General features: G+C 40.7%; 11 protein-coding genes. 5 read left to right on the top strand and 6 right to left on the bottom strand.

From position 1 onward, the window contains the following. Nucleotides 1-95: 95 nt before the first annotated feature. The 3 genes from QL989_RS09060 (at nucleotide 96) to QL989_RS09050 (ending at nucleotide 3,618) form a co-directional block, all read left to right on the top strand. Nucleotides 96-881 (top strand): hypothetical protein, encoded by a 786-nt coding sequence (locus tag QL989_RS09060; protein WP_178955830.1) that lies wholly within the window; start codon nucleotides 96-98, stop codon nucleotides 879-881. A 100-nt stretch (nucleotides 882-981) separates the two neighbouring features. Beyond that, complete coding sequence (locus QL989_RS09055; protein ID WP_178955832.1) at nucleotides 982-2,364, top strand: amidohydrolase; 1,383 nt, start codon at nucleotides 982-984, stop codon at nucleotides 2,362-2,364. A gap of 12 nt (nucleotides 2,365-2,376) precedes the next feature. Further along, entirely contained in the window at nucleotides 2,377-3,618 is a 1,242-nt protein-coding gene (locus QL989_RS09050; RefSeq protein WP_178955842.1) for an amidohydrolase family protein, read from the top strand. Between the two features lie 95 nt (nucleotides 3,619-3,713). Here the strand turns inward: QL989_RS09050 and QL989_RS09045 are convergent, their stop codons facing one another. Further along, the gene (locus QL989_RS09045; protein WP_290169924.1) at nucleotides 3,714-5,936 is read right to left on the bottom strand and encodes an NADP-dependent isocitrate dehydrogenase; all 2,223 of its coding nucleotides are present in this window, start codon (nucleotides 5,934-5,936) and stop codon (nucleotides 3,714-3,716) included. A gap of 453 nt (nucleotides 5,937-6,389) precedes the next feature. Beyond that, entirely contained in the window at nucleotides 6,390-6,608 is a 219-nt protein-coding gene (gene cspD / locus QL989_RS09040) for a cold shock domain-containing protein CspD (protein WP_138604913.1), read from the bottom strand. A gap of 209 nt (nucleotides 6,609-6,817) precedes the next feature. Between cspD and clpS the strand changes: the two genes are divergently transcribed. Together clpS and clpA are read left to right on the top strand one after the other, a co-directional pair. Further along, nucleotides 6,818-7,126 carry an ATP-dependent Clp protease adapter ClpS gene (clpS, locus tag QL989_RS09035; protein ID WP_008110102.1) on the top strand — a complete coding sequence of 103 codons (309 nt, stop codon included), beginning with the start codon at nucleotides 6,818-6,820 and terminating at the stop codon, nucleotides 7,124-7,126. A 68-nt stretch (nucleotides 7,127-7,194) separates the two neighbouring features. Next, the gene (gene clpA, locus QL989_RS09030) at nucleotides 7,195-9,456 is read left to right on the top strand and encodes an ATP-dependent Clp protease ATP-binding subunit ClpA (protein WP_290169881.1); all 2,262 of its coding nucleotides are present in this window, start codon (nucleotides 7,195-7,197) and stop codon (nucleotides 9,454-9,456) included. A gap of 200 nt (nucleotides 9,457-9,656) precedes the next feature. Here clpA and infA read toward each other — a convergent pair whose 3' ends face one another. The 4 genes from infA to QL989_RS09010 form a co-directional block, all read right to left on the bottom strand. Continuing rightward, nucleotides 9,657-9,875: a translation initiation factor IF-1 gene (gene infA, locus QL989_RS09025; RefSeq protein ID WP_002962494.1), complete on the bottom strand. Its 219-nt coding sequence runs from the start codon at nucleotides 9,873-9,875 to the stop codon at nucleotides 9,657-9,659. Between the two features lie 90 nt (nucleotides 9,876-9,965). Continuing rightward, nucleotides 9,966-10,670 (bottom strand): arginyltransferase, encoded by a 705-nt coding sequence (locus QL989_RS09020; protein ID WP_290169879.1) that lies wholly within the window; start codon nucleotides 10,668-10,670, stop codon nucleotides 9,966-9,968. Then, complete coding sequence (gene aat, locus QL989_RS09015) at nucleotides 10,663-11,379, bottom strand: leucyl/phenylalanyl-tRNA--protein transferase (protein WP_290169876.1); 717 nt, start codon at nucleotides 11,377-11,379, stop codon at nucleotides 10,663-10,665. Before aat ends, QL989_RS09020 begins: the two co-directional genes overlap by 8 nt. 180 nt (nucleotides 11,380-11,559) lie before the next feature. Beyond that, nucleotides 11,560-14,373, bottom strand: coding sequence for a bifunctional aconitate hydratase 2/2-methylisocitrate dehydratase (locus QL989_RS09010; RefSeq protein ID WP_290169874.1), 2,814 nt, complete (start codon nucleotides 14,371-14,373; stop codon nucleotides 11,560-11,562). Between the last annotated feature and the right edge of the window lie 89 nt (nucleotides 14,374-14,462).

Genomic DNA, 14,462 nt, shown 5'->3' with positions numbered 1-14,462 from the left:
TTGACACACTTTAGCGTTTTCCTACTGAAATATTTTTTCAGGCTGTTATTATCGCGCCCTAAATTTGTGGCATTTTATATTTTTGGAGCGCAATTGTGAATAAAACGTTAGCAAGTTACTACCAGCAAGCTTATGCGTGTGAGCAACAGCATTTTAACCAATGTTTTTATTGCGGCTGTGAGGCAACAGAGCGCGATCATTGCCCGCCATTGCATATGCTACAAAGTATTATTGATCTAGGTGAAGAAGCTGACTTTGTTGCCATTGCAGCCTGTTACGAATGCCATGCATTACTTCACAATGAGCGATTAATGACCATTGATGAGCGATTTAGCAAACTTAAAAAGAAATTATCTAATAAGTATGCAAAACCTCTGCGTGTTTACAACATGTGGGAAGAAAACGAACTCGCTGATATGAGTGATGAATTTGCGCATAGTATTCAAGCAGGTATGAAGCTAGGTAAAGAAGCGGCTGAGCGACTCGCCTTTACGGGCTTTAGTTATGCCACTGAGGAAGCACGTGTCACAGTGCGTGAAAAAACTAAAGAGTTTGATGTTGAAGGCACTGTATTTACCGATTTCAAAGAAGCGCTTAACTATTGCATTACTGTATTAAAAGTACAAAAAAGTGACTTTTATAAAATTTTAGTGGAAGACTATCAAGGTGATTTTAATAAGGCATTGAGTCAATACAGACATCGTCATGATAAAGTTACAGCCGCAAAAGATGGTAATACATTGATTAAAGATTTTTCAAAATTACATAAGCAAAATTCGGATTTTGTAACACGAACGGTTAAACACTTTATAAGTAAAGATCCATCGCTCACCACCGAAGGAGCTCTGGATAAGCTTTATAACAATTATATAAAAAAATAATTACAGAAATTCACCTTAAATAACCGCCTTTTCACCTGTTTTTTTAGCTTTATGCGTTTGCTTTCGCTAAAGTAGTAAAAAAACAGGAGAACCTAAAAACATGCAAAAATTTGCTCCCTCATTGTTAGCTGTTGGTTTAGCAGCAGCACTTGTTGGTTGCCAAGAAAGCGGCCCACAAGATGACAAAGTAACCATTAATAAAAACCCATACCCAAGTACTTACCAACCGGTAGCGACATCAAGCACGTTAATCACCAATGCGACTGTATTAACAGGGACGGGTGAGCGTTTAGATGAAGCTGATGTATTAATTGTCGACGGTAAAGTGCAGCAAATTGGTAAAGATTTAACCGCTGATGCAGATACCACCATCGACGCACAAGGTAAATGGGTAACACCAGGCATTATTGACGTTCATTCACATTTAGGTGCTTATCCAAATCCATCGGTTGAGTCTCATCAAGATGGTAACGAAATGACCAGTCCAAATACGGCAGAAGTATGGGTTGAGCATTCAATTTGGCCACAAGATCCAGGTTTCAATCGCGCACGTGAAGGCGGTATTACGTCATTACAAATTTTACCGGGTTCGGCTAATTTATTCGGTGGACGTGGCGTTACCCTTAAAAATGTACCGGCTCACACCATGCAAGGGATGAAATTTCCTGATGCACCATACGGTTTAAAAATGGCATGTGGTGAAAACCCTAAACGTGTTTACGGTCGTAAAGGCGTATTACCGATGACACGTATGGGTAATATGGCAGGATATCGTACAGCTTGGATTGGCGCTCAAGAATATAAGCGTGAGTGGGATAAATACGATGCTGATTACGCTGCGGGTAAAAACCCAGAAGCTCCACATCGTGATATTAAATACGATACATTACGTGGTGTTTTAGAAGGTGAAGTTCGTATTCACAATCACTGCTACAAAGCAGAAGAAATGGCGATGATGATCGACCTTTCTAAAGAGTTTAATTATCATGCGGGCACATTCCACCACGGAATTGAAGCCTATAAAATTGCTGATTTATTAGCTGAAAATGGCTCGTGTGCAGCACTTTGGCCAGACTGGTGGGGCTTTAAAATGGAAGCCTACGATATGGTGCAAGAGAACGTCGCTATTGTTGATGCAGTTAAAAACTCATGTGCTGTTGTGCACTCAGATTCTGATACGACGATTCAACGCTTGAACCAAGAAGCCGCAAAAGTAATGTACAGTGCAAACCAAAATGGGTTTGATATTTCTGAGCAACACGCGATTAAATGGATCACGTCTAACGCCGCTAAATCATTAGGCATTGAAGATAAAACAGGTTCACTTGAAACAGGTAAACAAGCTGATGTTGTTATTTGGAATCAAAGCCCGTTTAGTGTTTATGCAAAAGCAGAGCAAGTGTTTGTTGATGGTGCAAAAGTTTACGATAGAAACGATAGCGCATTCCAAGCACAAAGTGATTTTATGTTAGGTCAACAATAAGGAGCACCCAGAATGAAAAAATTATCACGTTCGTTTTCGCTTTCTCTGGTTGCTGCAGGGCTACTAGCATCGGGTGCCGTGAGCGCCAAGTCATTAGCAATCATTAATGCAACTTTGCATACATCTTCAGAACAAGGTGTATTAGAAGGAGCTAGCATTGTAATGAATGAAGGCAAAATCACTGCCATTAACCCTAGCGATGTTAAAGCTGACAAAGTTATTGATGCTAAAGGTCAAATAGTGACGGCTGGTTTTATCGCCAGTGTAAATCAGCTTGGCTTAGTTGAAGTAGGTGCAGTTGCCGGTTCTCGCGATGCAGGAGAAGACAAAGCAGGTATCGATTTTGATGCAAGCTTAGCATTCAATCCTCGTTCAAGCTTAATTCCTTATGCACGTAAAGGCGGTATCACTCGCGATTTGATCACCCCATACGGTGGTGACAGCATATTTGCAGGCCTAGCAAGTGTTGTTGATTTAAGTGGTAGCTTTGAAAGCGTAGATAAAAAGCAAGCTGCACTAGTGGTTCATTTAGGTGAGCGTAGTAAAGGTTCTCGTGCATTTACTTTGCAAACGCTTATTAAAAAATTAGATGAGCATCAAACCAAAGCAAGTAAAGACGCTAAAAAAGACGACGCTAAGCCAAGTGCTGAAGACACGGTAATGGCTAAAGTACTAAAAGGCGATATACCATTACTAATTAGTGTGTCGCGTGCATCAGATATTGTTGAACTAATAAAAGTGAAACAGCAGTTTGGCGTAAACATTGTCCTTAATGGCGCTCAAGATGCCGTTGTAGTTAAAGATCGCATCGCTAAAGCAGGCATTCCTGTGATCATTAGTGCAATGGATAACTTACCAGGTAGCTTTGATTCGTTGCATGCGAGCTTGAATAATGCCGGCATACTAGAAAAAGCCGGTGTTAAAGTGCTACTAACTGTGGGTGGTGACGCAAGTCACAATGTTTACCAGCTTCGCTACGATGCCGGTAACGCAGTGTCTTACGGTATGAGCCAACAAGGCGCATTAAAGGCCATGACTTCGAATGTGGCTGATGTATTTGGTATTAACGCGGGTAGCCTAGAAGTAGGTAAAGCCGCTGATGTTGTTATGTGGAGTAACGACCCGTTTGAGCTGAGCAGCCACGTGAATAAAATGTTTATCAATGGTGTTGAGGTTAGTACTGAATCTCGCCAAGATAAACTGCGTGAGCGCTATACAACAGAGTCGAACATGCCACGCGCATACACAAAATAAACTTTTAAAGTTGAATTGAAAAGGCCGCATTAGCGGCCTTTTTCTTAGGCACAAAAAAGGCGCTCTGTGAGCGCCTTTACATTCATTTAATCGATTTATACTAGTTTAGATAAAATCTCGTTAAATGTCGTGCTTGGACGCATTGCTTTGAAGGCTGCATCGTCATTTGGCTGGAAGTAACCGCCAATGTTCATTGCAGGACCCTGTGCATCGTTTAGCTCGTTAACAATTTGCTCTTTGTTGGTTTCAAGGTCGCTAGCAATTTGTGTAAATTGCGCTTTAAGCTCGCTATCTTCATTTTGCTTAGCAAGTTCTTGAGCCCAGAATAAAGATAAGAAGAAATGAGAACCACGGTTATCAATCTCTTTAACTTTGCGTGAAGGTGACTTGTTTTCAGCTAGGAATGTGCCCGTTGCTTTATCAAGCGTATCAGCAAGTACTTGTGCCTTGTTGTTACCCGTTGTTGTGCTTAGGTGTTCAAGTGACGCAGCAAGTGCTAAGAACTCACCTAAAGAATCCCAACGTAAGTGGTTTTCTTTTTCAAACTGTTGAACGTGCTTAGGAGCAGAACCACCGGCACCTGTTTCAAATAAACCACCGCCATTCATCAGTGGCACAATTGAAAGCATTTTAGCACTAGTACCCAATTCTAAAATTGGGAATAAATCTGTTAGGTAATCACGTAATACGTTACCTGTTACAGAAATCGTATCTTTACCTTCTTTGATGCGTGCTAGTGAGAATAAGGTTGCATCCATTGGCGATAAAATTTGAATATCTAGGCCAGCAGTATCATGATCTGGCAAGTATTTGTTCACTTTTTTGATTAGCTCAGCATCGTGTACACGTTCTGCATCTAACCAGAAAATAGCCGGATTACCAGTTGCGCGAGCGCGGTTTACTGCAAGTTTAACCCAATCTTGAATTGGTGCATCTTTAACCTGACACATACGCCAGATATCGCCTTGCTCAACACTGTGCTCAAGTAGGGTGTTACCGTTTGTGTCAACAACACGAATAGTACCGTCAGCTTTTGCTTCAAATGTTTTGTCATGTGAGCCGTATTCTTCCGCTTTTTGAGCCATAAGGCCAACGTTTGGTACGCTACCCATAGTTGTAGGATCAAAAGCACCGTGCTGTTTACAAAAATCAATCGTTGCTTTGTAAACGCCAGAGTAACAACGATCTGGAATTACAAAGCTTGTGTCTTGTAATTTATCGTCTTTATTCCACATTTGACCGCTTGAACGAATTGCAGCAGGCATAGAAGCATCGATGATCACATCACTTGGTACGTGTAAGTTTGTAATACCACGATGAGAATCAACCATGGCGATAGCAGGGCGGTTAGCGTAAACCGCTTGAATGTCTGCTTCAATTTCTTCGCGCTTAGCGTCATCTAATGTTTGAATTTTAGAGTACACATCGCCTAAACCGTTATTTACATCAACACCTAGCTCTTCAAAAAGTGCACCGTGTTTTGCAAAAACGTCTTTGTAGAATACTTTTACAGCGTGACCAAAGATGATTGGATCAGATACTTTCATCATGGTTGCTTTCATATGAAGCGAAAATAACACGCCTTTTTCTTTAGCTGCATTGATTTCAGCTTCTAGGAATGCTTGTAATTTTGCTGCACTAATACGTGATGCATCAATTACTTCACCAGCAAGTAATGGCGTGCTTTGCTTAAGTACAGTGATATCGCCATTAGCCGCTACGTGTTCGATACGAACATCCGTTGCTTCATCAACAGTTAGTGATTGCTCAGAACCAAAGAAGTCACCTTCTTCCATGCTTGCAACGTATGATTGTGAATCTTTGCTCCACGCGCCCATTGAATGTGGGTTATTACGTGCATACTCTTTCACTGAACCTGGTGCACGACGGTCAGAGTTACCTTCACGAAGTACAGGGTTTACTGCGCTGCCTTTAATTTTATCGTAGGCTGCTTGAATCGCTTTCTCTTCATCGTTTTTAGGTTCAACCGGGTATTCTGGAAGTGCATAACCTTTTTCTTGAAGCTCTTTAATTACAGCGCGAAGTTGTGGAACTGATGCACTAATGTTCGGTAATTTAATGATGTTAGCTTCTGGTGTTTTTGCCATTTCGCCAAGTTCTGCAAGTGCATCACCAATGCGTTGTTCTTCTGTTAGGTAATCCGGGAAGCTCGCAATTACACGACCAGCTAATGAGATGTCGCGTGTTTCAACTTCAACACCTGCCGCATTTGTGTATGCTTGGATAATAGGTAACAACGAATAAGTTGCTAGTGCCGGAGCTTCGTCCGTTTTTGTATAGATAATTTTTGATGTCATCATCATTCCTAGATAGTAGGCCGCATTGGCCAAATTCAACAATGCAAAGAAATCATCGCCTAATACTTTTAAATTAAGCATTAGTACATGCAATGAGTAGTCTGTTAGGTGTTGGTACTCGTATAACCTAAACAAGGTGAGAATAATCACACCTGACGGACTAGTGTCTTTTATAACTAAAATTTATGTAAATACAAACTAGCCATTAGGCTAAAGTAATTACGTTTTACAGGATAAAGAGTGTAACAAGCTTGGCTAAAAAGGGCTAGGATTACACGCCAGACGCCAGCAGTTAAACTTCTAATACTGAAATTATTGGGGTAGATAAAATAAAATCAAGGAGTGGGGTTGAATTAACAAACAATGAGGCAATTTATATTGGAGTGGTTAGGGATTTTTAAGAAATTAAGCGAGGATCTAAACAGGTCACTCGCTTTAGTCTCATAATTACAATCACCCTATAATATCGCCATTAGGCGCTATATTAGTAGCGTGTAGACCTTTAGGGCCCTGTTGTAATTCGAAGGTAACATCTTGACCAGCTTTAAGTGTCTTGTATCCGTCCATTACAATTGTGGAGTAATGAGCAAAAATGTCGTTCTCGCAACCGTCTTCTACGATGAAACCAAAACCTTTGGCGTTGTTGAACCATTTGACTTTACCACAAGCCATACTTCTACATCCTTCTATAAGTTGACTAATTTAGTTATCCTAAACTGTATTGTTTGCTAGACTGACTAAGGTTTAATCAATCACCATTTGACTGTAGTTTATTTAAGCAACCAGTCAAGTGTTTTAGGTTATTTTTTAACATTTTATTTATTTTTTTATTCAAGTTTGCTTGAGTTACAAAGACAAGACTATATTTAATTATGAGTGGTATGAAAGATTCTGGTGTTATCGACACCGTTCGCGATAGTGAAAAGCAAAAGTTGCAGCCACCGCGAAAATATAAAGTTGTGTTAAACAACGATGATTACACGCCGATGGATTTTGTAATAGAGATCTTAATGACGTTTTTTAATATGGATAGCGATAGAGCAACTGATGTGATGCTGCAAATACATCAGCAAGGTAAGGGTATATGTGGTGTTTATAGCGCCGACGTAGCACATACCAAGGCTGAGCAAGTTAACCGCTACTCAAGGGATAACGAGCATCCACTGCTATGTAGTTGTGAGCAGGAATAAATACCATAAAGGTGAACTTTCATCTTTGAAGTGCGGTATAAAATTATTATCTCTGTAAGGGGTTGCCAATGCTAAATAAAGACTTAGAACTAACTTTGAACACCGCGTTTCGTGAAGCGCGTACACGTCGTCATGAGTTTATGACCGTAGAGCATCTTTTACTCGCTCTACTCGACAATCCATCAGCTGGAGAAGCGCTCAATGCGTGTGGTGTTGACGTTTCTGGATTAAAAACAGAGTTACTTGAATTTATTGATGAAACCACACCGGTTATTCCCGATTTAGAAGAAGAACGCGAAACTCAACCAACACTTGGCTTTCAGCGTGTATTACAGCGCGCGGTATTTCATGTGCAATCTTCGGGTAAAAATGAGGTGACTGGCGTGAATGTGCTGGTGGCTATTTTTTCTGAACAAGAAAGCCAAGCAGTGTATTTACTTAAAAAGAATGATATTTCTCGGCTGGATATTGTTAACTTTATTTCTCATGGAATTGCCAAAGGTGACGACGAATTAGGCGATGACACCGACGACATTCATGAAGAGGTACAAGAAGTAGCAAGTGAGGAAGCGAGCAAGCTCGACAGCTTTACTACAAACCTTAATATACACGCTAAAGAGGGTAACATTGACCCGCTTGTTGGTCGTGACAGCGAAGTAGAGCGCACAGTGCAAGTGCTGTGTCGTCGTAAAAAGAATAACCCATTACTGGTTGGTGAAGCCGGCGTTGGTAAAACAGCCATTGCCGAGGGCTTAGCCTATCGTATTGTTAATGAACAAGTACCTGAAGTTATTGCAGATGCGGTTGTGTACTCTTTAGATATGGGTGCGTTACTTGCCGGTACCAAATACCGAGGCGATTTTGAAAAACGCTTTAAAAGTTTATTAAAAGAGTTACAAGCAAAACCGGGTTCAATTTTATTTATTGATGAAATTCACACCATCATTGGTGCAGGTGCTGCCTCGGGCGGGGTAATGGATGCTTCAAACTTAATTAAGCCGTTACTTTCAAGTGGGCAATTACGCTGCATGGGTTCTACCACTTACGGTGAGTATAAAAATATTTTTGAAAAAGATCGCGCCTTAGTTCGCCGTTTTCAAAAAATTGATGTGCTTGAACCTAGTGTTGAAGATACCACTAAAATTCTTAACGGCTTAAAAGATCGTTACGAAGCACACCACGGTATTCGTTATACGCAAAAAGCGTTAAAAGCAGCCGCCGAGCTAAGTGCCAAGTACATTAATGAGCGTCACTTACCTGATAAAGCGATTGACGTTATTGATGAAGCAGGCGCAAGCCAACGGCTACTGCCTACGTCTAAGCGTAAAAAAACCATTGGTGTATCTGATATTGAGATGATTGTGTCTAAAATGGCGCGTATTCCGCCTCAAAATGTGTCGTCGTCTGATAAAGAAACGCTGAAAAACTTAGACCGTAATTTAAAAATGTTGGTGTTTGGACAAGATCAATCCATTGATGCATTAACTTCTGCTATTCGCTTATCGCGCTCAGGTTTAGCAAACGAGAACAAACCGGTTGGTTCGTTCTTATTTGCAGGCCCAACAGGGGTAGGTAAAACAGAGGTTACCAAGCAATTAGCCAAATGCATGGGTGTTGAGTTTATTCGTTTTGATATGTCTGAATACGTTGAGCGCCATGCGGTGAGCCGTTTAATCGGTGCTTCTCCGGGTTATGTAGGTTTTGAACAAGGCGGCTTATTAACAGAAGCGGTGATCAAAAACCCACATGCAGTGGTATTGCTGGATGAAATTGAAAAAGCGCATCCTGATATCTACAACATTTTACTACAAGTTATGGATCACGGTACGCTAACAGATAATAACGGCCGAAAAGCTGACTTTAGAAACGTAGTAGTGGTGATGACCACCAATGCCGGCGTACAAGAAACCACGCGTAAGTCGATTGGTTTTAGTGAGCAAGATCACACACACGATGCAATGGGTGAAATTAACAAAGTATTTTCACCTGAATTTAGAAACCGCTTAGATAACATTATTTGGTTTAATCACCTCGAGAAAGAGGTTATTTTGCAAGTGGTTGATAAATTTGTTGTTGAGTTACAAGCGCAACTGGATAAGAAGTCAGTTAACCTTGAGCTTACTTCTAAAGCACGTGAATGGTTGGCTGATAAAGGCTATGACAAAGCAATGGGCGCGCGTCCTATGGCGCGTGTTATCCAAGAAGATCTTAAAAAGCAATTGGCTAACGAAATACTGTTTGGTGAGCTAATTTCTGGCGGTACGGTAAAAGTATCGGTTAAAGATAAAAAACTGCGTTTTGATTACGAGAGTGACTTAACGCCAGCCTAACCTAAAAAAGTTAGCAATTTAAAAAGCATGCTTTATGCAGGCTTTTTTATTTGCCAAAGAAATAGGCAACAAAAAACCCAGCAAAGGCTGGGTTTTTTGTTTATTAAATGTAATTACTGGCTACTACCATTAATTACATTTAATAAACGCTTAAAGCTAGTTTTCACTAGCCAAAAACTAAATCTCGTTTACGCACTTACTTAGCGAGCACGGAATACGATACGACCTTTCGATAAATCGTAAGGAGTCATTTCTACCGTTACTTTATCGCCGGTTAAAATACGGATATAGTTTTTGCGCATTTTACCTGAAATATGAGCCACAACTACGTGACCATTTTCTAGCTCAACTCGGAACATTGTATTTGGTAAAGTATCAAGGACTGTCCCTTGCATTTCGATTACGTCTTCTTTCGCCATGTTTAGCGTAACACCTCTTTAATAGTTAAACGCTGCAGATTTTGCCCAAAATACGCCAATAAGTAAAGGCGCAGGGGCTATTTTTGTAAATTAAATAGCCACCCACTGGTCATTGAGCTGTTTTTGGGCGGGTAAAAACTGGGTTTTATACTTCATTTTGTCGCATTCATCTATTTGATAGCCTAAATAAACAAACTGTTTGCGCTGCTGTTTAGCAAATTTAAGCTGCTGTAATATCATTACAGTGCCTAAACTAAAGTGTTCGTAGTCAGGGTCAAAAAATGTATAAATAGCCGAAATAGCGTTGTCCATACAATCAGTTACAGCAACGGCCACTAAGTTTTCTTGATCCCAAAGCTCTATAAAGGTGATGGTTAACCAGCTACAAAACAAAAAGCTTTGAAATTGTGATTTATCAGGTGGATACATAGAACCGTCTTGGTGGCGCAAGCTAATGTATTTACTGTAAAGTGGATAGTATTGTTCGCGTTCAACTTGAGAATATTTTACCTCAAAGCGGTTTTTTGCTTTGTTAAGTTTACGTTTTTGCGATTTTGTCGGCATAAATTCATCAGCTAAAACGCGCACAGAACTACACGCGCTGCAAATAGGGCAGTGTGGACGGTAAATTTGGTTACCACTGCGACGAAAGCCTAATCCTAATAACGACTCAAACTTGTTGCTGCTATAACAACTTGGGTCGAGTATCACCAGCAGTTGCTCTTGGCGATCAGGTAAATAACTGCATTCAAACGGTTGGCTTAGGCCTATACGAGCTGGAAGTTGTTCATTCATATATCGCGATTAGCTCCTGTGGCTGCCACATGCTGGCAGCTGGGGTGTAACACTGTGCTTTATTAAGTTTAGTTAAAAATTCTTCACGCGAAACCACGCTGGCACCTAACGACATTAAATAAGGATTTTCTAATTGGCAATCAATAAAATGCGCATTATGGCGTTTAAGCCAATTAACTAGCGCCCACATAGCTAGTTTGGAGCAATTTGTTTGATGATGAAACATTGATTCACCACAAAAAACACCTGTTTGCATAATCCCATATAAGCCGCCTACAAGCTCTCCCTCGCGCCATACCTCTAAACTATGAGCTAAGCCATTATGATGGGCATTAATGTACGCCTGTTGCATTTGCGGGGTTATCCAAGTGCCATCGGTATCAATGCGTTGATCGCGGCACGCTTCTATCACTTCTTCAAAAGCATGGTTAATAGTTACGGTGACCGGGTGCTTTTTTAAATGTTTTCGCAAGCTTTTACTAACATGAAAGTCATCAAGCTCAACAATACCGCGTTCACTGGGTGACCACCACATAATTGGCTCGTGCTCACTAAACCACGGAAAAATACCAGATAAATAAGCATTTTTTAACCGCGTTAACGATAAACATCCACCAATGGCAAGCAAACCATCTGGATCATCTAATGCATGGCTGGGATCAGGAAAAGCAAAGTGGCTTTGAGCGAGTTGATAAAGTTGTTTAGTCATAACACCGATTGAATAACTGCATGGTCAAGACAAAGTGTAACCTGTTGCTTTAAAATCACAAACCACAAATTGTTGTGTTCTCTATAGGGTTGAGCAGGGCTTACATTGCTGTTAGGTAAATTTGAGGCATAAAAAAAGCGCGTTAAAAAACGCGCTTAATTAAATGGTAAACTAATCGAATTAGCTAACCACTTTTACTGGTACAGCTTCACCTGCGTTGAACTTAGTTGTCATTGCTTCTTCAACAGGTGTAAACGATGTAAGGTCAATACCTTCAACCGCAGACTTGTACTCTTCCATAGTCGGGAAACGACCAAGAACAGAAGATAGAACTACAACTGGCGTAGAACCTAGTAGTGATTCACCTTTTTTCTCAGATGTATCGGCTACTACACGGCCTTGGAAAAGACGTGTTGATGTTGCGATAACAGTATCACCTGGTTCTGCTTTTTCTTGGTTACCCATACATAGGTTACAACCAGGACGTTCTAGGTATAAAATATTTTCATACTTGGTACGTGCAGCCGTTTTTGGTTTTGCATCGTCAAATTCAAAACCTGCGTATTTAGCAAGAATATCCCAATCGCCTTCCGCTTTAAGCTCATCAACAATGTTGTATGTTGGTGGCGCAACAACTAATGGCGCATTGAATGAGATAGAACCGTTTTTCTTCTCAAGGTTACGTAGCATGTGAGCAATAATTTTCATATCGCCTTTGTGAACCATACACGAACCCACAAAACCTAAATCAACAGGCTTGTCGTTGTAAAAAGAAACAGGGCGGATCACATCGTGAGTATAACGCTTAGAAACATCATCGTTATTTACGTCTGGATCGGCAATCATTGGTTCAACGATTTGGTCCAAATCAACTACAACTTCTGCGTGGTATTTAGCGTTGTCGTCTGGAGAAAGTGCTGGCTCTTCACCAGATTGAATACCTGCAATACGCTTGTCGGCTAAGTCGATTAGACCTTGTAGCGTTTGTGCTTCGTTTTCCATACCTTTGTTGATCATGATTTGGATACGTGACTTAGCAAGTTCAATTGACTTAATTAACGTTTCATCATTTGAAATACAGATTGACGCTTTCGCTTTCATTTCTGCAGTCCAGTCAGTGAAAGTAAACGCTTGGTCAGCCATTAGGGTACCAATATGAACTTCAATGATACGACCTTGGAACACGTTTTCGCCACCAAATTGCTTAAGCATTTGCGCTTGTGTTGCATGTACAACATCGCGGAAATCCATATGCTTAGCCATTTTGCCTTTAAACGTTACTTTAACTGAATCAGGAATCGGCATCGCAGATTCACCGGTTGCAAGTGCAACAGCAACAGTACCTGAATCGGCACCAAAGGCAACGCCTTTAGACATACGTGTATGCGAGTCACCACCAATGATGATAGCGCGATCATCAATTGTAATGTCGTTCAATACTTTGTGAATAACGTCAGTCATTGCATGGTAAACGCCTTTCGGGTCACGTGCAGTGATCAAACCAAACTTATTCATAAACGCCATTAGTTTAGGAATGTTTGCTTGTGCTTTGCTATCCCATACTGATGCTGTATGACAACCAGATTGATAGGCACCATCAACAAGAGGTGAAATCGTTGAAGCAGCCATGGCTTCTAATTCTTGCGCTGTCATTGGACCGGTTGTATCTTGCGAACCAACGATGTTCACTTTAACACGAACATTTGAGCCAGCGTGAAGTGGCGTATCTGATAGTACACCTACCGCGTTACGGTTAAAGATTTTTTCAACCGCTGTTAAGCCTTGGCCTTCGTGTGAAATTTCTTTTGAAGGTGCATAAACAAGCGGCGTTTCAATGCCAAGAGTTTCAGCAGCAAACGTTTGTAGTTTTTTACCGAATACAACGGCGTAAGAACCACCGGCTCTCATGAATTCAACTTTTTGCGGTGTGAATGCTGATGAAATATCAACAAGCTCTTTATCACCGTTATAAAGCTTTTTCTCTTTAGTATTGATTGTTAGCACAGTACCAGTAGCAACAGAGTAGGCTTCTTCAAGCACAGCGTCACCATTTGCATCAGTTACTGTATTGCCGTCTGCATCTACTTTCTTAACCCAGTTTTTAAGGTCAAGACCAATACCGCCAGTTACATCAACCGTTGTTAAGAAGATTGGTGCAATACCGTTAGTACCTGCAACAACAGGTGCAATGTTGATGAAAGGAACGTATGGACTTGCTTGTTTACCAGCCCAAAGTGCTACGTTATTCACACCAGACATACGTGATGAACCAACGCCCATGGTGCCTTTTTCAGCAATAAGCATTACTTTAGCGTTAGGGTGTTTCTTTTGAAGGGCAACAATTTCTTGTTGTGCTTCTTCAGTGATCATGCACTTACCGTGTAATTCACGGTCAGCACGCGAGTGTGCTTGGTTACCTGGAGACAGTAAATCAGTTGAGATGTCGCCTTCACCAGCAATGTAAGTTACTACTTCGATTTTTTCTTCGATGTCAGGTAGTTTTGTGAAGAATTCAGCTTTTGAGAAGCTCTCTAGTAATTCTTTAGCAATTGGGTTACCTGATTCGTAGGCCGCTTTAATGCGCTCCATATCTGCATCGTATAAGAATACCTGAGTTTTCAGTACTTCTGCAGCTTGTGCTGCGATTTTTGCGTCATCAGCAAAGGCTAAATCAATTAGCATTTCAATCGATGGGCCGCCTTTCATGTGTGAAAGTAGTTCGAATGCAAATTCTGGAGTGATCTCTGCAACGTGCTCTTCACCTAAAATGATTTCTTTTAGAAACTGTGCTTTAACGCCCGCAGCACTGGTTGTTCCAGGTAAAGTATTAAAAATAAAGAAATGCAGTGAATCTTTACGGTGCTCGTTATTAGTATCTTTAATTTGATTAATTATTTCTGATACTAGTTCAGCGCTATCGATTGGTTGTGGGCTTAATCCAAGCTCCGTTTTACGGGTTTGGATTTCTTCCATATATTTTGTATACAAACTCATAGAAAACTCTCGGTAATTTACTTGATATGAAGTTAAGCATTTTAACTGATTTTACAGTTTCTAGTAATGCCTAAATGAATAAAGCTTTT

It is taken from the genome of Pseudoalteromonas sp. APC 3224 (genome assembly GCF_030407535.1).
Classification (GTDB): domain Bacteria; phylum Pseudomonadota; class Gammaproteobacteria; order Enterobacterales; family Alteromonadaceae; genus Pseudoalteromonas.
This window is presented reverse-complemented; position numbering and strand designations above follow the sequence as displayed.

Bases quoted from the DNA above. Each gene is read 5' to 3' on its own strand.
- QL989_RS09050 (WP_178955842.1), top strand. From the start codon at position 2,377: ATGAAAAAATTATCACGTTCGTTTTCGCTTTCTCTGGTTGCTGCAGGG.
- clpA (WP_290169881.1), top strand. From the start codon at position 7,195: ATGCTAAATAAAGACTTAGAACTAACTTTGAACACCGCGTTTCGTGAA.
- infA (WP_002962494.1), bottom strand. From the start codon at position 9,875: ATGGCGAAAGAAGACGTAATCGAAATGCAAGGGACAGTCCTTGATACT.
- QL989_RS09055 (WP_178955832.1), top strand. From the start codon at position 982: ATGCAAAAATTTGCTCCCTCATTGTTAGCTGTTGGTTTAGCAGCAGCA.
- QL989_RS09020 (WP_290169879.1), bottom strand. From the start codon at position 10,670: ATGAATGAACAACTTCCAGCTCGTATAGGCCTAAGCCAACCGTTTGAA.
- clpS (WP_008110102.1), top strand. From the start codon at position 6,818: ATGAAAGATTCTGGTGTTATCGACACCGTTCGCGATAGTGAAAAGCAA.
- QL989_RS09045 (WP_290169924.1), bottom strand. From the start codon at position 5,936: ATGACATCAAAAATTATCTATACAAAAACGGACGAAGCTCCGGCACTA.
- cspD (WP_138604913.1), bottom strand. From the start codon at position 6,608: ATGGCTTGTGGTAAAGTCAAATGGTTCAACAACGCCAAAGGTTTTGGT.
- QL989_RS09010 (WP_290169874.1), bottom strand. From the start codon at position 14,373: ATGAGTTTGTATACAAAATATATGGAAGAAATCCAAACCCGTAAAACG.
- aat (WP_290169876.1), bottom strand. From the start codon at position 11,379: ATGACTAAACAACTTTATCAACTCGCTCAAAGCCACTTTGCTTTTCCT.